General features: G+C 61.8%; 22 protein-coding genes. 7 read left to right on the top strand and 15 right to left on the bottom strand.

Annotated elements, in window-relative coordinates:
• Positions 1 to 29 precede the first annotated feature (29 nt).
• Entirely contained in the window at positions 30 to 770 is a 741-nt protein-coding gene (phbB, locus tag GSQ73_RS17385) for an acetoacetyl-CoA reductase (RefSeq protein ID WP_158886231.1), read from the top strand.
• Positions 771 to 860: 90 nt separating this feature from the next.
• Here the strand turns inward: phbB and GSQ73_RS17380 are convergent, their stop codons facing one another.
• Positions 861 to 1,649: a tRNA threonylcarbamoyladenosine dehydratase gene (locus GSQ73_RS17380; protein WP_158886229.1), complete on the bottom strand. Its 789-nt coding sequence runs from the start codon at positions 1,647 to 1,649 to the stop codon at positions 861 to 863.
• A gap of 81 nt (positions 1,650 to 1,730) precedes the next feature.
• On the opposite strand from GSQ73_RS17380, the gene GSQ73_RS17375 reads away from it, so the two are divergent.
• Positions 1,731 to 2,120 carry a cytochrome c gene (locus GSQ73_RS17375; protein ID WP_158886227.1) on the top strand — a complete coding sequence of 130 codons (390 nt, stop codon included), beginning with the start codon at positions 1,731 to 1,733 and terminating at the stop codon, positions 2,118 to 2,120.
• Between the two features lie 45 nt (positions 2,121 to 2,165).
• Here GSQ73_RS17375 and GSQ73_RS17370 read toward each other — a convergent pair whose 3' ends face one another.
• The 6 genes from GSQ73_RS17370 to GSQ73_RS17345 form a co-directional block, all read right to left on the bottom strand.
• The gene (locus GSQ73_RS17370; RefSeq protein ID WP_158886225.1) at positions 2,166 to 2,468 is read right to left on the bottom strand and encodes a DUF962 domain-containing protein; all 303 of its coding nucleotides are present in this window, start codon (positions 2,466 to 2,468) and stop codon (positions 2,166 to 2,168) included.
• 33 nt (positions 2,469 to 2,501) lie between these two features.
• Complete coding sequence (locus GSQ73_RS17365) at positions 2,502 to 3,374, bottom strand: pirin family protein (protein WP_158886223.1); 873 nt, start codon at positions 3,372 to 3,374, stop codon at positions 2,502 to 2,504.
• A gap of 14 nt (positions 3,375 to 3,388) precedes the next feature.
• Entirely contained in the window at positions 3,389 to 4,447 is a 1,059-nt protein-coding gene (locus tag GSQ73_RS17360) for an NADH:flavin oxidoreductase/NADH oxidase (protein WP_158886221.1), read from the bottom strand.
• Between the two features lie 80 nt (positions 4,448 to 4,527).
• On the bottom strand, positions 4,528 to 5,406 hold the full coding sequence (locus GSQ73_RS17355) for an alpha/beta fold hydrolase (RefSeq protein ID WP_158886219.1): 879 nt from the start codon (positions 5,404 to 5,406) through the stop codon (positions 4,528 to 4,530).
• Between the two features lie 110 nt (positions 5,407 to 5,516).
• Positions 5,517 to 5,726 (bottom strand): cold-shock protein, encoded by a 210-nt coding sequence (locus tag GSQ73_RS17350; RefSeq protein WP_158886217.1) that lies wholly within the window; start codon positions 5,724 to 5,726, stop codon positions 5,517 to 5,519.
• A gap of 259 nt (positions 5,727 to 5,985) precedes the next feature.
• The gene (locus GSQ73_RS17345) at positions 5,986 to 6,195 is read right to left on the bottom strand and encodes a cold-shock protein (RefSeq protein ID WP_158886215.1); all 210 of its coding nucleotides are present in this window, start codon (positions 6,193 to 6,195) and stop codon (positions 5,986 to 5,988) included.
• A gap of 342 nt (positions 6,196 to 6,537) precedes the next feature.
• On the opposite strand from GSQ73_RS17345, the gene GSQ73_RS17340 reads away from it, so the two are divergent.
• Complete coding sequence (locus tag GSQ73_RS17340; protein ID WP_158886213.1) at positions 6,538 to 7,008, top strand: hypothetical protein; 471 nt, start codon at positions 6,538 to 6,540, stop codon at positions 7,006 to 7,008.
• A gap of 46 nt (positions 7,009 to 7,054) precedes the next feature.
• Here GSQ73_RS17340 and GSQ73_RS17335 read toward each other — a convergent pair whose 3' ends face one another.
• Positions 7,055 to 8,299 (bottom strand): crosslink repair DNA glycosylase YcaQ family protein, encoded by a 1,245-nt coding sequence (locus tag GSQ73_RS17335; protein ID WP_158886211.1) that lies wholly within the window; start codon positions 8,297 to 8,299, stop codon positions 7,055 to 7,057.
• A 195-nt stretch (positions 8,300 to 8,494) separates the two neighbouring features.
• Here GSQ73_RS17335 and GSQ73_RS17330 point away from each other — a divergent pair, with 195 nt between their 5' ends.
• Both GSQ73_RS17330 and GSQ73_RS17325 read left to right on the top strand, forming a co-directional pair.
• Complete coding sequence (locus GSQ73_RS17330; protein ID WP_158886209.1) at positions 8,495 to 8,977, top strand: hypothetical protein; 483 nt, start codon at positions 8,495 to 8,497, stop codon at positions 8,975 to 8,977.
• A 154-nt stretch (positions 8,978 to 9,131) separates the two neighbouring features.
• Positions 9,132 to 10,217: a phospholipase A gene (locus GSQ73_RS17325; RefSeq protein ID WP_158886207.1), complete on the top strand. Its 1,086-nt coding sequence runs from the start codon at positions 9,132 to 9,134 to the stop codon at positions 10,215 to 10,217.
• Positions 10,218 to 10,262: 45 nt separating this feature from the next.
• On the opposite strand, the gene GSQ73_RS17320 is transcribed toward GSQ73_RS17325, so the two are convergent.
• Entirely contained in the window at positions 10,263 to 11,444 is a 1,182-nt protein-coding gene (locus tag GSQ73_RS17320; RefSeq protein WP_254063442.1) for an NAD(P)/FAD-dependent oxidoreductase, read from the bottom strand.
• 19 nt (positions 11,445 to 11,463) lie between these two features.
• Positions 11,464 to 11,946 (bottom strand): peptidylprolyl isomerase, encoded by a 483-nt coding sequence (locus GSQ73_RS17315; RefSeq protein WP_158886205.1) that lies wholly within the window; start codon positions 11,944 to 11,946, stop codon positions 11,464 to 11,466.
• 120 nt (positions 11,947 to 12,066) lie between these two features.
• On the opposite strand from GSQ73_RS17315, the gene dacB reads away from it, so the two are divergent.
• Positions 12,067 to 13,611: a D-alanyl-D-alanine carboxypeptidase/D-alanyl-D-alanine-endopeptidase gene (gene dacB / locus GSQ73_RS17310; RefSeq protein WP_158886203.1), complete on the top strand. Its 1,545-nt coding sequence runs from the start codon at positions 12,067 to 12,069 to the stop codon at positions 13,609 to 13,611.
• 24 nt (positions 13,612 to 13,635) lie between these two features.
• Here dacB and GSQ73_RS17305 read toward each other — a convergent pair whose 3' ends face one another.
• The 3 genes from GSQ73_RS17305 to GSQ73_RS17295 form a co-directional block, all read right to left on the bottom strand.
• Positions 13,636 to 14,121, bottom strand: a complete 486-nt coding sequence (locus GSQ73_RS17305) for a glutathione peroxidase (protein WP_158886201.1) — start codon at positions 14,119 to 14,121, stop codon at positions 13,636 to 13,638.
• Positions 14,122 to 14,208: 87 nt separating this feature from the next.
• On the bottom strand, positions 14,209 to 15,393 hold the full coding sequence (gene pncB / locus GSQ73_RS17300; RefSeq protein ID WP_158886613.1) for a nicotinate phosphoribosyltransferase: 1,185 nt from the start codon (positions 15,391 to 15,393) through the stop codon (positions 14,209 to 14,211).
• A gap of 252 nt (positions 15,394 to 15,645) precedes the next feature.
• Positions 15,646 to 16,038 carry a thioredoxin family protein gene (locus GSQ73_RS17295; protein WP_158886199.1) on the bottom strand — a complete coding sequence of 131 codons (393 nt, stop codon included), beginning with the start codon at positions 16,036 to 16,038 and terminating at the stop codon, positions 15,646 to 15,648.
• A gap of 106 nt (positions 16,039 to 16,144) precedes the next feature.
• On the opposite strand from GSQ73_RS17295, the gene GSQ73_RS17290 reads away from it, so the two are divergent.
• A complete protein-coding gene (locus tag GSQ73_RS17290; RefSeq protein WP_158886197.1) occupies positions 16,145 to 16,960 on the top strand; it encodes a cytochrome c in 816 nt (271 codons plus the stop codon).
• A 1-nt stretch (position 16,961) separates the two neighbouring features.
• On the opposite strand, the gene GSQ73_RS17285 is transcribed toward GSQ73_RS17290, so the two are convergent.
• A complete protein-coding gene (locus tag GSQ73_RS17285; RefSeq protein ID WP_174236114.1) occupies positions 16,962 to 18,065 on the bottom strand; it encodes an aminopeptidase in 1,104 nt (367 codons plus the stop codon).
• A gap of 32 nt (positions 18,066 to 18,097) precedes the next feature.
• The gene (locus tag GSQ73_RS17280; protein ID WP_158886195.1) at positions 18,098 to 18,520 is read right to left on the bottom strand and encodes a hypothetical protein; all 423 of its coding nucleotides are present in this window, start codon (positions 18,518 to 18,520) and stop codon (positions 18,098 to 18,100) included.
• Between the last annotated feature and the right edge of the window lie 20 nt (positions 18,521 to 18,540).

Genomic DNA, 18,540 nt, shown 5'->3' with positions numbered 1-18,540 from the left:
CTCGCCCACCACACAGGAGTTCAACGGATATGACACAACGCACGGCATTGGTTACTGGCGGAACCGGCGGCATCGGCAGCGCGATCGTCCGCTACCTCGCCGGCCAAGGTCACAAGGTCGCCACCAATTACCGCGACCAGGCCAAAGCCGAGGCGTGGCAGAAAGTGATGGCGGCTGACGGCATCGACGTTTGCATCGTGCCGGGCGATGTCTCCGATCCTGCCGCGAGCGAATCGATGATCCGCGCGGTGGAAGAAAAATGCGGGCCGGTGGACATCCTGATCAACAACGCAGGCATCACGCGCGACAGCACCTTCCACAAGATGAGCTATCAGCAGTGGATGGACGTGGTGAACACCAACTTGAACGCGTGCTTCAACGTGACGCGGCCGGTGATCGACGGCATGCGCGCGCGCAAGTGGGGACGCATCGTGCAGATCAGCTCGATCAACGGCCAGAAGGGTCAGTACGGCCAGGCCAATTACGCGGCGGCCAAGGCCGGCATGCACGGCTTCTCCATTTCGCTGGCACAGGAGAACGCGAAATTCGGCATCACCGTGAACACCGTGTCACCCGGCTACGTAGGCACCGACATGGTGATGGCGGTACCCGAAGAAGTGCGCGAGAAAATCGTCGCGCAGATTCCGGTGGGTCGTCTCGGACGGCCAGACGAGATCGCGCATGCGGTGGCGTTCTTCACCGGCGATCAGGCGAGCTGGATCACCGGCGCGAACCTGGCGATCAATGGCGGGCACTACATGGGTTGGTGATTTTGTGATTGATTCCGTAGGAGCGCACCTTGTGCGCGATGCATTTAGCGATGCTTTACGGGCAAAAAACATTGCGCACAGGGGGCCCTCCTACAGACCAAGCAACTTCTCGATCACCCTGCCCACCGCCGCGAACGCGAACGCACCGGTAACATGCGTCGCCGCGCCGAGGCCGCCGCCGCAGGCGAGGTTCAACGGATCACCGCCCGTCGGACGGTTGCCGCCGACGCTGCCGTCGGGTTGCGGATACTGCACGTTCTGCAGCGAATAGACGGCTGAAACACCGAAGTAGCGATCGGGGTTGCGCGGAAAATTGAAATCGGTGCGGAGCTTTTTCCGGATCAGACTGAACATCGCATCGTGTTCGGTGCGCGACAAATCACGCACGCGAATCTGCGTGGAATCGGTGCGGCCACCGGCCGAGCCGACGCTGACGATCGGCAGCTTTCGGCGACGACACCACGCGATGGTTTCGAGTTTCACGCGGAACGCATCGCAGGCGTCGAGCACGACGTCGTAACCGCGATCGAGCAATTCGTCGAGCGTCGACGGCGTGAGAAAACGTTCGATCGCGTCCAGTCGGATGGTCGGGTTGATCGCATGCGCGCGCGTCGCCATCACGCCGACTTTGGGTTTGCCGTATTCGCCATCGAGTGCATGCAGCTGGCGATTGGTGTTGGACAAGCAGATTTCATCCGCGTCGATCAACGTGAGCCGGCCCACGCCACTGCGCGCCAGCGCTTCCGCGGCCCACGAGCCAACGCCACCAACACCGATCACGCACACATGCGCCTGCGAAAGCTTGTCGATGCTGCCCACGCCGTACAGGCGTTCGACGCCCTGGAAACGTTCGATCGGAAAGGTTCTGGTTTCGCTCATCCCGATATTTTATCGCGCATGGATGCGCAGCGCCGTGGCGGGTATCCTCTGGCCCTTCGCCACTGCCACTGGAACCAAGCCATGCGTGTAGCCCTGATGATCCTGCTGGGAGGGGTGATCGGCATCCTCGGTACCGTCCAGGTGATGAATACGCTGAAGGATCGCAACCCGATGCCTGCGGCCGTGATGCACACCATGGATTACCACATGGGACAGCTGGGCAAGGCGCTGAAGGCGAAGCAGTGCGACGCCGCGGTGGTCAAGCATCATCTGGAACGGGTGCAATCGACGGCCGCGGATATCGTGCCGGTGTTCGGCGTATCGGAAAAAGAATTCGTCGATGACGCAGGGCAATTGCAGACGCACGCACAGGAAGCTGTGCAGGCCGCACCCGCCGATTGCGCGGCGCTTGCCGTGGTGATGAAGCCGATCGGGCAAGCCTGCAAGAGTTGTCACCAGAAGTATCGGTGACTTCGGGCAAGCTGCGCCGGAGAGCGAATCTCCGGCAGCGATGTCTCAAAGCCGGATCTTGCCGCGCAGCATCTGCGCGTACATCACCCAGTCGCCCCACAGGCTGTAGAGCGGATGCCTGAAGGTGGCGGGTCGATTCTTTTCGAAGAAGAAATGGCCGACCCATGCGAATCCGTAGCCGGCTATCGGCGCCAGCCATAACCAGCGCGCCTGGCCGGTGAGCAGCGCCGCGATGATCGCCAGGATCACCAGCGTGCTGCCGACGAAATGCAGCCGCCGGCAGATGCGGTTCGCGTGCTCGCCCAAGTAGTAGCTATAGAACTGGTTGAAGCTGCTGAACTCGGCCATGCGTCGCTCGTCTGATTCGATCTGTGCTGTGGATCAACCCGGCAGCGGAATGAATTCCTGATCGTCGCCGGGAACCGTACCGAAACGCTGCGCCTGCCAGTCCGCCTTGGCCTGCTCGATGCGCTCGCGCGAAGGGGCGACGAAGTTCCACCACAGATGCCGCTCGCCATCCAGCGGCGCGCCACCGAACAGGATCAATCGGCTGTCTACCACCGCGTGCAGCGATGGTGCGGTCGGGCCGGTCTGCACGGCCATCTGCGTGGCGGCGATATCCAGATCGCCCCAACGCAATGCACCTTCGATGACCAGCACACCACGCTCGGCATGTTCCTGTGGCATCGGCCAGTCGGTGCTTGCTTTCAATTGCACTTCGAGCAGGAACATCGGCGCGAATATTTTCACTGGCGATTGTGCGCCGTAGGCATCGCCCGCGATCAGCACTGCTTCCACACCGTCCTGGCGAATGCGCGGGAGTTGTTCGCGATCGTGGTGATGAAATTCCGGCGCGACCTCGGTGTCGGCCTGCGGTAGCGCCACCCAGATCTGCACGCCGTGCAAGCTCTGTCCATCACGTCGTGGCTCCGGCGGTGTGCGTTCGGAATGCACGATGCCGCGACCGGCAGTCATCCAGTTCACTTCGCCGGGGCGAATGTCGACCAGGCTGCCGAGGCTGTCGCGATGGCGTATCTGTCCCTCGAACAGCCAGCTGATGGTGGCCAGCCCGATGTGCGGATGCGGTCGCACATCCATGCCGTTGCCCGCCGCAAAGGTGGCCGGACCGAAGTGATCGAAAAAAACCAGCGGCCCCACGTGTCGCACCTGCGCCATCGGCAGCATGCGTCGCGCGGCAAACCCGTCGCCGAGGTCGTGGATCTGTCCTTTGATCAGTATCGGCTGGGCTTGCATGGATTCTCCCTTGATTACCAGGCACGCTGGTATTGGATCGGTGCCGGAAAGATCACGTCGAGCGATTTCGCGGCACGGCGGGGAAAGTATGGATCGCGCAGGCTTTCGCGCGCCATCAGGATCACGTCCGCTTCGCCGCGTTCGATGATACCGGCAGCCTGTTCGGCCTCGGTGATGAGGCCGACCGCGCCGGTGGCTACCTGTGCTTCACGACGGATACGCGCGGCAAGCGGTACCTGATAGCCGGGGCACAGCGGAATATGCACGCGCGGGATGATGCCGCCACTGGAAGCATCGATGAGATCCACGCCCATCGGCTTCAAACGCTTCGCGAGTTCGACGCTCTGCTCGATGTCCCAGCCATGCTCCGTCCAGTCAGTGGCGGAAATACGCAGCCACAACGGCAAGCGTTCCGGCCAGACGTCGCGCACGGCGGCCACGACTTCGCGCACGATGCGGGTGCGATTCTCGAAAGTGCCGCCGTAAGAATCGTTGCGCTCGTTGGTAAGTTCCGACATGAACTGATGCAGCAGATAGCCGTGCGCTGCGTGCAGCTCGATCAGCTCGAAACCGGCGGCGAATGCGCGCACTGCGGCAGCTCGGAAATCGGCCACCACCGCATCGATATCGGATTTATCCATCGCGCGCGGCGTGTGCCAGCCGATGTCGAAAGGCAAGGCCGATGGTGCGACGGTGACCCAATCGCCCTCGCCCGCCGACAGCGCGCCACCGCCTTCCCACGGAAGCTGCGCGCTGGCCTTGCGTCCGGCATGCGCAAGCTGTACACCGGCGATCGCGCCCTGCGCCTTGATGAATTTGGCGATGGGCTGCCAAGCCTCGAGTTGTTCGTCATTCCACAGGCCGGTGTCGCCCGCGGAGATACGCCCTTGCGCAGATACCGCCGTGGCCTCGGTGAACACCACGGCTGCACCGCCGACTGCGCGGCTGCCCAGATGCACGAGATGCCAGTGATCGGGAATGCCATCGGTCGCCGAGTATTCGCACATCGGTGACACGACCAGACGATTGCGAAGCGTGAGGCTGCGCTGGGCGAAGGGATCGAACAGGCTCATCGGTTTTCCTAGATCGTGGCCAGGCCCACGTGCTGCAGCAAGGGTAGAGGCGATCGGGCACGTCGTGGATTAAACATTCGTCATCTTCCGAACCACTCGGCAATGCGTGCGGCAATGGCGTCCGGCGTTTTCATCCAGCCGAAGTGATCAGCGTTCGCACCGCCGAGGTCGCCCGGCGCGATCACCTGCGTGTTACACGATGACTGCGGCATTTTTCCAAGCAGCCAGTCCAGAGATGTCTGCGGACCAAGCCAGTCATCGCGCAGGCGCAGCGCCAGCATCGGCAGCTGCAACTTGCCGAGGTCGTGTTCGAAATCCTGTTCAACCCCTGTTGCGGCGTAGCGGCCGCTTCGCCCGCTGCGAGCCCAGTCGGCGATCACGCCACGTGCTTCGTTGCCACCGAACCCGATACGCCTCCCGGGCAGATGCCCCACCATTTGAGCCAGCAGCGGTGCCAATATGTAAGCCGCGCCGATCAGCCAGCGACGAGGAAACCGACGCCAGTACGGCGAGCCGCTGGCCACCAGCACGAGCCCGGCGAATTCGTTCAGATGCTGACTCGCATGGAGCGAGCCCAGTTGACCGCCCAGGCTGTGGCCGCCGAGCCAGCATTTCGCGGTCGGCCATTGCGCGCGCAGCGTAGTACACGCGGCGGGCAAGTCGTCCATCAGCAATTCGCGGTAGCCCCAATTTACTTGTCGACCCGCGCGCCGGTTGCTCGAACCGATGCCGCGCCATTCGTGAATGACCACGGCAATACCACGCGTAGCCAGCGATTGGGCGAGCGGAAGATACTGCCGCGCGGGGACGCCCATGGCGGGAATCCAGAACAGGCAATCGCTCCATTCGCCGTGCGGCGAGACGCACAGCAGGTCGAACGTCGATCCATCGTCCACGCGAACCGGCAGCGTCAGCTGGCGTGTGGATTCATTCGCGGTGGCGCCGGGAGGGCTGGTCATCCGGACAGGCTAGCGAAACGACTCGGCAAACGCATCACAAAGAAATCGCCCCGCGCGCGCACAAAAAAGGGCCGGCTTGCGCCGGCCCCCAAAGAATTCTGTCACCGCGATCAGGCGGGCGTGACATCTTCCGCTTGCAGGCCTTTCTGGCCGTTGACCACCTTGAAGCTTACCTTCTGACCTTCCTGCAGACTCTTGAAACCCGAGCCGCTGATGGCGCGAAAGTGCACGAACACGTCAGGGCCGCTCTCCCGGCTGATGAAGCCGAAGCCCTTGGCGTCGTTGAACCACTTGACGGTACCTACTTCACGATCCGACATGACTCACTCCGATCCTTTCCAGACTCTTGAGACAAACCGGCCCCATGGGCCGACGGTTTTACTGAGCATGCAAGGATGAGGGTGTAGCGATATGGAAACAGGAAACCATATCCCCGCACGCGCGGGCCAGGCAGACGCAGTTTTCCAAGCATAACGGATTTCCGTTACGCGAGTGATTTGTCAAGCTATTTTTTCCGGCCACTGGTCCGGGCAATAAAAAACCGGGCATTCCTGCCCGGTTTCCATGCGTCACGGGTTCTCAGGCCGGAGTGACTTCTTCGGCCTGCAGGCCTTTCTGGCCCTGCACCACCTTGAAGAAAACCTGCTGTCCTTCCTGCAGGCTCTTGAAGCCGGCACCGGTAATCGCCCTGAAATGCACGAAAACGTCCGGGCCATTGTCACGGGCGATGAAACCGAAGCCCTTGGCATCGTTGAACCATTTGACGGTACCGATCTGACGATCTGACATGTTGAACACTCCACGGGTTGGATGGATCGGCACACGCGTGCGCCGATATCACTGGTGTGCAAGGAAACAACCCTGGGGTGAACGATGTCGCGGATCGCGGATCAGCTGCATCGGGTCACGTGATTCGGTGACCCCGGCAAACACAGTGGCCGGATCATAACGTAGAAGCCGCAGTGCGCCAGTAGACACTTCCGGACCGCGCAGAGCCGTTCTCGGGTAACGTATCCGGTCGATGCGGCAAATTCAGATTTTCTTTACTTGCGGTCCTGTCTAGTGGCAGGCGAATCATCCATGGATTGGCGAACCGTTCCAGTTACCCGGTTGTCCCCTTAGGAGAGCGCCATGTTTACCCTGCCCCGACTGACCTTGGTCGCCCTGACCGCCAGCCTGATACTGGCCGGCTGCGCCGACAAACAGGTCGCGCGACCGACAGCCGTCACCACGACAACCACCAGTCGCGCGAACGGACCCACCACCCGCACCGTGGATGCCACCATCGTTCCCACGCGCACGCATTCCAGCACGAGCACCCACGTGAGCAAGAGCCACTTGCCGGATCACACCGGCATACCGGCGTGCGACGACTATCTCTCCAGTTACATGGCCTGCCACAAGGCGGCGGGCATCTATTCGCCGGGACAATTGCCATCGCGCTATGAGGCGATGCGCACCAGCCTGCTGCGCGATTCGCTGGATCCGGATATCCGCCCGCAGCTCAGTGCGCGCTGCAATTCACTCGCTTCGACCCTGCGCGATGCGCTGCACGGCAAGGCCTGTAATTCGACTCCGGCGGCGGCCGGCACCGCACCCTGATTACGACGACGAATGCCGATTCGTTCCGAGAGCATTCGGGCAACGATCAGCTTGAAGTTTGAGCACACGCCGCGCGCAACAATTTCCCCAGGCCGGCAGGTTGTGAACGGCCCCATCGCAGTTTCGGCGTGCCGTGCCAGCGCGCCGTGCCGCTGATTGCTTCAGCCAACGCGCTTATCAGCGTCGCTTCCGGCGACACGCACGGTTCCAGGAACATCGCCTTGATCTCGAACACGCCCGTCGCACGATGGGCTTTCGCATCGAGACGGCCGACCAGCTTTCCGCGATGCAAAATCGGCAACACGAAATATCCGTAGCGCCGTTTCGCTTCCGGCGTGTAGCACTCGATGGTGTATTCGAAATCGAACATCGCCAGCGCGCGTGCGCGATCCCACACGAGCGGATCAAACGGCGACAGCAGCGTTGTCAGTGTGGCGCGCAGCCGTCCATGCATAGCCTTGTCCAGCAACCCGGCGTGATCCTTGTGCACATAGGCGGGCACTTTCCAGCCTTGCACATTGACCACGAGCAATTCGCCGCTGCTCACCAGTGAAGTCAGTTCCTTGTCGGTGACCGCAGGCCGCAGGCGATAGTAATCGGCGATCCACCCGGCTTGCGTCACACCCAGCGCGCGCACGCTGTCGACGATGAAGCGTCGCCGCAATTCGCTCGTGGACAACGCGTTCGCAGAAGGATCGAACGGCGGATCGAGTCCGGCCAGCACGTTCTCCGCCGTGTCGTACACTCGCTGGAATCGTTCGCGCCGTTTCACCATCAACTCGCCCAGCGCAAACCACGCTTCCAGCCAGCGCTTCTCCGGTTTCCACGCCCACCATCCAGGTGTCACCGCGGGTGCATCGTCTGCGCGCGCAAAGTCCGCGGCACGCACCGGACCGGTCTCGCGAATTCTTTCCAGCAAGGCATCCATGTCGGCGCGCTGTTCGCGATGCATGCGCTCGGCATTGCGATACGACCAGTGATGCGCACGATGTACCAGCGAACTGCGATGCAAACCGATATCCGATGCCGTGACGAAACACGCTTCGTGTGCCCAGCATTCGGCAAGCCGACCTTCGGCCAACGCTTCGTCGAGCCAGTTCGGCGGATAGTCGCCCAGCCGCGAATGCAGCACGAGGTAAGGACTGCGCGCCACGACGTGAATTGTGTCGATCTGCAGCAGGCGCATGCGCCCGACGGTCTCAATGACATCTGCCGGTTTAGCGGCGCGGCGAAGGGGTTGCAGCAATCCTTGTGCAGCCAGTTGCAGAAGGCGTGCGTGATGCAGGCTCATTGCGCGTGGTTCGGATGAAGCGGAGCTCAACGACACGGCATCTTCACGGATTCATGACCAGGATATTGAGCCGGCATTTACAAACCCTTTGCTAGCGTGATCTCGAGTTCGGCAACCGGTTCGGCAGAGCCCGCAACGCTTCCAAAGCGTGCGAACGAAAGAACCACCACTGCATTCTGGCATGGAGTATCGATAATGAAATCTCGCAAGCTTCTGTTGTCCACACTCGTTGCAAGTTCGCTGATGTTCGGCGGCGCGCTGCTCGCGCAAGACACGCCGCCACCACCGCCGCCACCCGCACCCGAGGCACCGATGCCGCCTCCGCCTCCGCCGCCGGCAGCGCCTGCCGATCAGGCACAGCCAGCACCGGCGGCCGATCCGGCACAGGCTGCACCTCCTGCTGATCCGGCACAGCCCGCTCCGCCCGCGGGTGATCAAACGTCGGCCACCAACCAGACGCCGCAGGGACAGGTCACGGTCAACAGCAGCCCGGCACCGGCACCGACGATTGGACCGGCGCCATCGTTCGAGCAACTCTCCGGTGGCGGCAAGTCGATCTCCGAAGATCAGGCCGCTGCCTACCCACCGCTGGCGAATGATTTCATTAACGCCGATACCAACAAGAACGGCAAAGTCAGCAAATCCGAGTACACGCACTGGATGAAGCAGCCGCAGTAGTCAGTTTTCGCTTCACGCTTTCCCGTTGACACTCCGGCCCGGCCACAATGCGTTTGTGGCCGGGCCATTGTTGACGAAGACGCGCTTCTTTTTTGATGCGCAGTGCGAACGTCCGGTCGATCTGGCAAACATGATTTCAATTGGGGAGTTTTCGATGAAGCCTTACTTCGCCGCCGTTCCGCTGGCATTGATCGCTGCGGCCGGGGTTCGCCCGGCACATGCGCAGAATCCCGATCCCACCGACATTCGCGCCTGCACGGCGGTCGAAAGCGATAGCCAGCGCCTGGCTTGCTACGACCATGCGACCGGTCGCGTGAATCTGCCCGCGGCGAAAAAGCGCATGGATCAATCGACCGCGACGCCCGGCGTCTTCAGTCGCGATCGCACTTCATCCACTGCAGAAGCGAACACTGAAGTGTCGCGACCGCTGTCGCTGCTGGACAGCCGCTGGGAACTTACCTCGGAAAGCAAACTGGGCACGTTCAACGTGCGTGGCTACAAGCCGCTGTATCTGATGCCGGTGTTCGCCACCAGCAACCAGAACAAGAAACCGTCCAGCCCCAATCCCGAAAACACGGTCACGCAGAGCGAACAACTCGACAACCTCGAAGCGAAGTTTCAGCTGAGCCTCAAGACGAAAATCTGGCAAGGCGTGTTCGGCGACGTCGGCGATTTGTGGGTGGCGTATACCCAGTCCTCGCACTGGCAGGTCTACAACGAAGCGCAGTCGCGGCCGTTTCGCGAAACCGATTACGAGCCCGAGGCATTGCTGGTGTTCAACACCAATTACCACGTGTTCGGCTGGGATGGGCGACTGCTTGGCATCGGTGTCGATCATCAATCCAACGGGCGCGATAACCCGCTGTCGCGTAGCTGGAACCGCGTGATTGGCGACATCGGTTTCGAGCGCGATAGCTGGACGGTGATGATCCGTCCGTGGTGGCGCATTCCCGAATCGCGCGTGGACGACAACAACCCCGACATCAGCGATTACATGGGCCGCGGCGAAGTGCAGATCGTGCACGAATGGCGCGGCCAGGAATTCGGCATGACTCTTCGCGATTCATTCCGCGGTGGCAGTCGTCAGCACGGCTCGGGACGATTCAGCTGGAGCTTCCCCGTCGCAGGCAACCTGCGTGGTTACGCGGAAGTGTTCAAGGGCTACGGCGAAAGCCTGATCGACTACAACCACAACGCAACCTACGTCGGCGTGGGCGTGTCGTTGCTCGACTGGTATTGATGACGCTGCGATCCGGCGACTCCTCTTCGCCGGATTGTTTCGGTTTCAGCGCCACCAACTCCGCTTGGTGCCGGTCAGTATTTTCAGCATCTGGCCTTTCGCCAGCGGCATGTTGCCCAGTGGCCTGAACGCCATGTCGCGCAGCCACGCCAGGCGATCGTGTTCGGACTGGAACAGCGGCGTCAGCCAGCGACTGATTCGCTGATAGACGTCCAGATGCGAACGACGATGCTGCGCATAAATCCGCAATGCCGCATCAATGGCGATATCACCGTCGAGCGCGTCGGCCAGCGCTTCGGCATCCAGCAGTGCCATGTTGACGCCCTGACCGAGCTGCGGACTCATCGCATGCGCGGCATCGCCGATGAACACCACGCACCCGGTCACCGGCCGATGCAATTGCACGTCGCGATAGCGCGCGCGATGCAGTTTTTCAGGTGCGTCGATCTGCGCAAGCAGCGGCAACGCCTCGGGCCATAGCTGCGCTACGCGCTCGCGCATGTGCATCAGTGCGACCTCGTCGAAACCATCTACCTGATCGCCCGGCAGGCTGAAAAAGAATGTCAGCCAGCGACCCTCACGATCTGCCCGATGTCCCACCGGCAGCAGGCCGATCATTTCGCGCGTCCCGCAGTAGCGCTGATGCAGTGTGTCCATGTGCGGCCAGTCGCCTGCCGGCACCAGTGCCCACACAGCGCCCCATGGATAAACCGGATGGCGACGTACCAAGGCGGGCATCGTGTTGCGCAGGCAGGACTGCGCGCCATCGGCGGCGACGATCAGATCGAACGGACCGTATGATTTTCCATGGCCGTCGAGGAGTCGCGATTCGTCTTCGTCGATCGACACGATGCGCACGCCGGTATGGATTTGCGACGCCTCCGGGTACGCATCACGCAGGAGTTCAAACAGCGCGCCGCGCGTGAGGCCGAGGCCGAAGCAAGTTGGCGAATGATCGGCATAACGCATGTCCATCACGCGACGGCCGCGCTGATTGCAGCCGAACAAGTGGTCGATGCGTTGCCCGTGCTCCAGCGCTTTCGCGTGCAGGCCGAGCCGCTCCAGCACGCCCAGCCCGGTCAGTTGCAGCAGGAATCCCGCGCCGACCGGGCCGGGTTCGGATGCCTGCTCGAAAACGCTGAGTTCGTGCCCTTGTCGCGACAGAAACAACGACGCCGCCTGACCGGCGGCGCCGTAGCCTACGATGGCAATGCGCAAACGCTGCATGCGATGCGCGTCGCGACGATCAGTGGTGATGACCGCCCTCGCCGTGCACGTGACCGTGCTGCAATTCCTCTTCGGTCGCGGCGCGCACACCGGTCACTTCGACAGCGAAATGCAGGGTCTGGCCGGCCAGAGGATGATTGCCGTCGATAAATACCTTGTCGCCTTCGATCTTTGTCACGGTGACATTGATTTCGCCCTGCGGGCCACGGCCCTGGAACTGCATGCCGGGCTGGATATCTTCCACGCCCTGGAACGCCTCCTTCGGCACTTCCTGCATCAGCTCGGGATGGTGCACGCCGTAACCTTCTTCCGGCGCGACATGGGCGGTGAATTTGTCGCCGACCACGCGGCCTTCCATCTGCTTCTCCAGGCCCGGTACGATCTGCCCGCTGCCGTGCAGGTAGGTCAGCGGATCGCGACCTTCGGAGCTGTCGACGACCTGGCCCTTGTCATCGGTCAGCGTGTAGTGGAAGGCGGCAACGGCGTTGTGGGCAATCTGCATGACAGTCTCGCGAATAGAGGTTCAAGTCCGCCGGCCACGTGCCGACACGAACGGCGAAGATTACCAGAACCGACGTCGACGACTCCTGCGCTGCACGTGAAGATTAGGGATACTCCGTGGATGACTGCTCCGCGCCATCGCCACCGTCCTCTGATCTCTTTCGGGCTGTTGTGCATCGCGCTGCTGGCGATGCCGTCGCAGACGCCGGCAGCCGGTGCGACGGCCATTGGCGCACCCACGCTCGCGGAACTCGCGGGACGGATTGACGCGCATATTGCGCAACCCCGCTTCGCCGCAGCCGATTGGGGGATCGCGGTGGTGTCGCTGGACAGCGGCCGCACGCTGTACGCGCATCACGCCGATCAGCTGTTGCAGCCCGCCTCCACCGCCAAGCTTTTTACGGCAGCAACAAGCCTCGCTACGCTCGGGCCGGATTATCGATTTCCGACCCGCGTCATGGCCAACGGCGTCTTGCGGAATGGCCGTCTGGAAGGCCAGCTGATTCTGTATGGCATGGGCGACCCGACGCTTGGTACAACGATGAGCGCCGCGTGGGCCGATCAGCTGGCCGGCCAGCTGGCCGCGCGCGGCATCCGATTCGTACACGGCGACCTCGTCGCCGACGACAGCTATTTCGCCAGTCCATCGTTCGGCTCTGGCTGGGAAGCAGGCGACCTGCAGAGCTGGTTTGCGGTTCCATCGTCGGCACTGAGCGTCCAGGAGAACGTGGCCGAGTTGACAGTCAGCCCTGCGCGCGCGGTGGGCGATTCGGCGCAAGTGGCGTTCACGCCCGCCGATGCCGCATGGCCGGTGGAAGGCAGACTCGTCACCGGTGCCGCACGCTCGCGAGACGACATCAATCTGTATCGCGCACCGGGTGAAAACAGCTTGCACATCTTCGGGAGCATTGCCGCGCGCAGGACGCCGCAGCACTTCCGACTCGCCTTGCCGGATCCGGCGTTGCTGGCCGGCAAGCGACTGCGGCAAGCCCTGCTCGATCACGGCATTCGTGTCACCGGCAAGCTCGTGGTGATGCACTGGCCGCAGGACGATTCAACCCTGCTCGCGCATGCCACGACGCTTGGCGAAGTGCTGTCGCCACCGTTGCTCGACATCCTGCAGCAAGGCCTGAAGCGTTCGCAGAATCTCTATCTGCAGAACCTTCTGCTGAGCGTCGGTGCGCAGCAGCGCGCAACCGATCCAGACCCACCTGCGGGCTTCGCGAATGCGGAAAGCTACGGCATCCGCGCGATGCATCGCCTGCTGGAGAAAATTGGCGTCACCACGTCGGATAGTCAGATCACCGAAGGCACCGGGCTGTCGCGTCGCGACCTCGTGACACCCAACGCGATGGTGCGGCTGCTTGCCTATCTGGCGGTGCAGCCTTACGCAAACGCGTTGCAGGACGCCCTGCCTGACGCCGGCGTGGACGGCACGCTGACCGCGCGCATGCGCGGCACGGCGGCTGCAGGCAACGTGCGCGCGAAAACCGGCAACATGATGTACGTGCATTGCCTCGCGGGTTATGTCACCACCGCGGCCGGCGAGCACGTCGCGTTCGCGATCATGCTCAACAACTACCTGCCGTCCGCGCAGAGCCCACGTGCGAGCAGCGACGTGGACGCGATTGCCGTGATGCTGGCGGGGTTCATCGGCCGCAGCTGAGAACGCTGCGAGCTGTTCGACGACTCAGGCGCTGAGCCGCGCCAGTGTGTCCTTGCCGATTTTTTCCGGCGTGTCGGTCGGCGCGTAGCGCTTGATGACCTGCCCATCGGTACCGACCAGGAATTTCGTGAAATTCCATTTGATCGATTCGCTGCCGAGGATGCCCTTGCCTTCGCTCTTCAGCCATTGATAGAGCGGATCGGCGTGTTCGCCGTTGACCTCGACCTTGGCGAACATCGGAAACGTGACGTCGTACTGCGTACTGCAGAACGTCTTGATGTCCGCTTCGTTACCCGGTTCCTGATGGCCGAACTGATCGCACGGAAAACCCAATACCACGAGGCCGCGATCGCGTTGATCCTGCCACAACGTTTCCAGTCCTTCGTACTGCGGAGTGAAACCGCACTTGGAGGCGACATTGACGACCAGCAGCATCTTGCCGCGCCATTCGGCGAGCGAGCGCGGGCTTCCGTCGATATCGCGGGCGGTGAAGTCGTAGACACTGGTCATTGATCGCGCTCCGTCGGATGAATCCATCAGGCAGTCTACGCCATCGGGCGTGAGGTTCCTTACACGCAACGGGCCGCGTTCCGGCGATCAGCCCTGTTCGTCGGGAATCTCGAAAACCTGTCGCAGATATGCCACGTATGCCTTGTCGTCGCACATGTTTTTGCCGGGCGAGTCGCTGAGCTTGGCCACCGGCTGGCCGTTGCAGCGGATCATCTTGATCACGATCTGCAGCGGCGTCGGGCCGACGTCGTTGGTGAGGTTGGTACCGATGCCGAAGGCGAGCAGGCAGCGATCACGAAAGTGTTCGTATAGCTGCATCACCTTGGGCACATCCAGGCCATCGCTGAAAACCAGGATCTTGCTGCGCGGATCGACCCGGTTCGCCTGATAGTGCGCGAGCACCTTGTCGCCCCATTCGAACGGATCGCCCGAATCATGCCGCGTGCCGTCAAACAGCTTGCAGAAGTACATGTCGAAATCGCGCAGGAACGCATTGAGGCCATAGACGTCCGAAAGCGCGATGCCGAGGTCGCCGCGATATTCCTTCGCCCAGGCATCCAGCGCCGCCACCTGCGAATCACGCAGGCGCGGACCGAGCGCCTGATGCGCCTGCAAATATTCGTGCGCCAGCGTACCGAGTGGCGTCAGGCCGAGCTTGCGCGCCAGCCACACGTTGCTGGTGCCGGCCAGTTGCGCGCCAAGTTCGTCACGCAATGTCGTCACGACTTCGCCTTGCCATATACGGGAATAGCGTCGACGCGTGCCGTAGTCGGCGATCCGGCAGGCGGCGTACCCCGGCGTGTCGCGCAACAGCGCAATCTTTTCGTGCAGTCGTCGACGGCCTTCTGTCAGATCGAGGTCGGCGCTGGTGCGGCGGAAATACACCTCGTTGACGATCGCCAGCAGCGGCACTTCAAACAGGATCGTGTGCAGCCAAGGACCGTTGATACGAATCTCAATCTCGCCGTTGCCCGAGTCGGCAGGCTCGATGTCGACATATTTCTCGTTGAGCTGGAACAACCCTAGAAAATCGACGAAGTCGCTCTTGATGAAACGCCACGTGCGCAGATAGTCGAGCTCGTCGGTCGTGAAACGCAGCTGGCACAGCGCCGCCAGCTCCGCGCGGATCTCGTCGATGTACGGCACCAGGTCGATGCCCGCGTTGCGGCACTTGAAACGGTACTCGACCTCTGCGGCAGGATACTGATGCAGTACCACCTGCATCATTGAAAACTTGTACAGGTCGGTGTCGAGCAGTGATTCGATGATCATCGGTGGCCAGAAGCGCGCGCTGGAACAGCGCACGCTCATTATCCATGCGAGAGCACGGTGTATTTATCCAAGGCAAAAAAAACCCCATCAGCCAGGGGAGGACTGATGGGGTTTGTCAGGCGGCCTCCGGGGGAGAAAGGGCCAGCCCCTCAGTGACACGATGTCTTGCGCCACTTCTGGTCGCCATCACGGCGATACATGTGCTTAGTGTGGCCGCAGGTGTGTGAGTTCAACGTGCATGTTGAATTATGTTCAGGTTATCGACAGGCTCGCGGACAGAAACGTGACCTGTTTCTCTATCGCTGCCGCAAACGCATCGGCACCCGGCCATGCGGTGATGCGTCCGAGCTTGCGCGCGCCATGAAAGACGAAGAACGCGGGAATGCCGTGCAAACCGAAGCGTGTCGCCATGTCCGGATCGTCATAGACGTTGTCGTGCAGCCATCGTACCTGCGGCCACTGGAAGCGCTCGCTCGCCAGCAACATGGCGCGCTTGGCCACGTCGCAGTTGGGGCAATCGCGTCCCCACAGAAACAGGATGCTCAGCGGTTCCGAGCTATCGCGCAGCACATCCTCAAGCGCATCACTGCGCACGCGTCGCATCGGGAATTGTTCAAAAAAAGTTGGGGCGGATGTGTCGGCCATGAGCGAAGCCAGCAGTTGTTGTTCGAAGGTGAGGGCAAGCCGTTTCCATTTCGAGGCCGCGCGTGCATATCGCGCCCTACAATCGAGTTCCGTTTCGGAGCATCCCATGAGAATACGGTCGCAATGGCTGGGTCTGCTGCTTTTCTGCGTCACGTGGCCAGTCTTTGCGGCCCGGCTCAACGTCGATCTCGGACATGGCGCGCGCAGCTACACCACCGCCGAACTGCTGGCGCGACCGGACGTTCGCACCGTCACCATTCCGGCAGATATCGCGTTCAAGCGCTCGATGCGTTATCGCGCTTTACCGTTGCGAGTCCTGTTGACGGACCTTGAACCCACGACGCATGTGCAGTTCGTCGGTGCCGATGGATTTGCCACGGAGATCGATGGCCGCCTTCTGCTCAAGACAGGTGGTGCGCAGGCCTGGCTCGCCATCGAGGATCCTTCGCAACCCTGGCCTGCACTGGAACGAGGCGAGGGACATGCGGGCCCGTTCTATCTGGTCTGGACCGATCCGTCATCCAGCCACATCGGCTCTGAACAATGGCCTTATCAGGTCGAGGCGATTCGAGCGTTGCGTGCGGTCGACAATCGTTTTCCTTCGATCGTGCCGGATGCAACGGTGCCTGCAGACAGCGATATCCGCCACGGATTCGCCGCTTTCCAGCGGACGTGTTTCGCATGCCATACGCTCAACGGCCAAGGTGACGTGAAGCTCGGTCCCGATCTGAATATTCCGCACAACCCGACTGAATATCTGCGCGACGATCTGCTGCGCGCCTTCATTCGCGATCCGCAGACCTTGCGGCATTGGCCGCAGGCGAAGATGCATGGGCTCGACAAGAACACGCTTCCCGATGCCGATCTCGATGCCGTGCTGGCGTATCTGCGTTACATGGAAAAACACAAGATGACGCCGTAGATCAGCGGCCTGACGATGTGTTCGTCGAACCAGCTTCAGTCAGCAGTGCGCGCAGTCGTTGATCGCGCTGCGTCATGGAGAGCGCAGCGATATCGCGCACGCTGCCGTAGAACGCTGGCCACTGTTTTCCCGCACGCTGAAACAGCAACGCAAATGCAGGCGTCCATTGATCGTAGAGTCCGAAGGGAAGTAGCCGCGCGTTGTTGATCGGATGCGCAACCCACGTATCGTAACGGCGATCACCCGGCCAATGGCTATCTCGCCATTGTGCATAACGCGCACGGAATGCTTCGATTTCCCGCTGTTTTCCCGACGCCATTGCCGGCTCGCTCGCACCGCTGGCGTAGAGCGTCTTCAGGTGCGCGCGTAGATCGAGCACCAACTGCGTGAAACCGTCATCCATCGCCTCCGCGCGATCCTCCCGTGTCGGCAAACCTCGCGATGCGCGCCACTCACGCAGGCCTTCGTCCTGCACGAAGGTAGCGAACGATTCGTTGAAGGCCGTGTCGTCCTTGATGTAGATCAGCTGGTGCGCGAGCTCGTGGAAGATCGTGCTGTCGAGTTCGTCGTCATCCCAGCTCAGCATGCTGCTCAGGATCGGGTCGGCAAACCAGCCAAGCGTGGAATACGCCGGCACGCCACCGACCCACACATCGTTGCCTTGTGACCGAAGTTGCACGGCGTTCGCCTGCGCATCTTTCTGTGCAAACCATCCGCGGTAAGCCACGCAACCCGCGATCGGAAAACATTGCGACAACGCATCCACCGAATAACGCGGCGCGGCGAAGACGTTCCACACGACGTAGGGTCGTTTGAGTTCGACATAACTGGTGTAGCTGCGGTTGTCGGGCAGGCCGAGATGTGACGACGCGAAATGACGTGCCTGTTGTGCCAGCCGAAGCCGCGCTGCAAGCGTGGAATCCGTGGCGGGATCCTGCAGCACGCGAGGCAGGGAACGCCGATGTATCAGCAAAGCGCTTTGTCCCCGCACCGCCTGTCCGTAGTATCGCAGGCTGCCGCACGCACAAAGCAAAAGGCCCACCGTCGCCAGGACGATGAGCCTTGAATGAGTGAGCCGAAAGGTCAGCAATCGAAGGCGCGACATGCGCGAGATTGTGACCGAATCACCCGCGAGCGCTAGTGGTGATTTCCACCGTGGCCACCGCCATGCGATCCGCCGCTGTGCGATGGGTGCCCACCGGAAGGATGGCCGCCCTGACCGTGATAACCGCCGTGATAGCCACCATGGTAGTAACCGCCACCGTGGTAGTAGCCACCGCCGTAATAGCGGCCGCCACGGTAATAGCGATAACGCGATCCGCCATATAGGCCGATGCTCACGCCCGGGGCGTAGCAGCAACCGTAGCCATAGCCACCGTAGTACCCGTCGTAATAACCCGGTGCGTAATAGGCGCCGTTGTAGACCGGCGTCGCGGCACCGTAATACGCATCGCCACCGTAGGTCGTACCACGCACGTAGCTGTATCCGGGATCGTAGTAACAACCCGACAGCGTCGCGACTGCGGCGCCCAGCGCAAGACCTGCAAGCAAACGTTTCATGATCCACCTCCACGGTGATG

This window comes from Rhodanobacter sp. L36 (genome assembly GCF_009765755.1).
In the GTDB taxonomy this organism is placed as follows: domain Bacteria; phylum Pseudomonadota; class Gammaproteobacteria; order Xanthomonadales; family Rhodanobacteraceae; genus Rhodanobacter.
The sequence above is the reverse complement of the archived record's forward strand: the minus strand, read 5'-3'. Positions and strand labels throughout refer to the sequence as shown.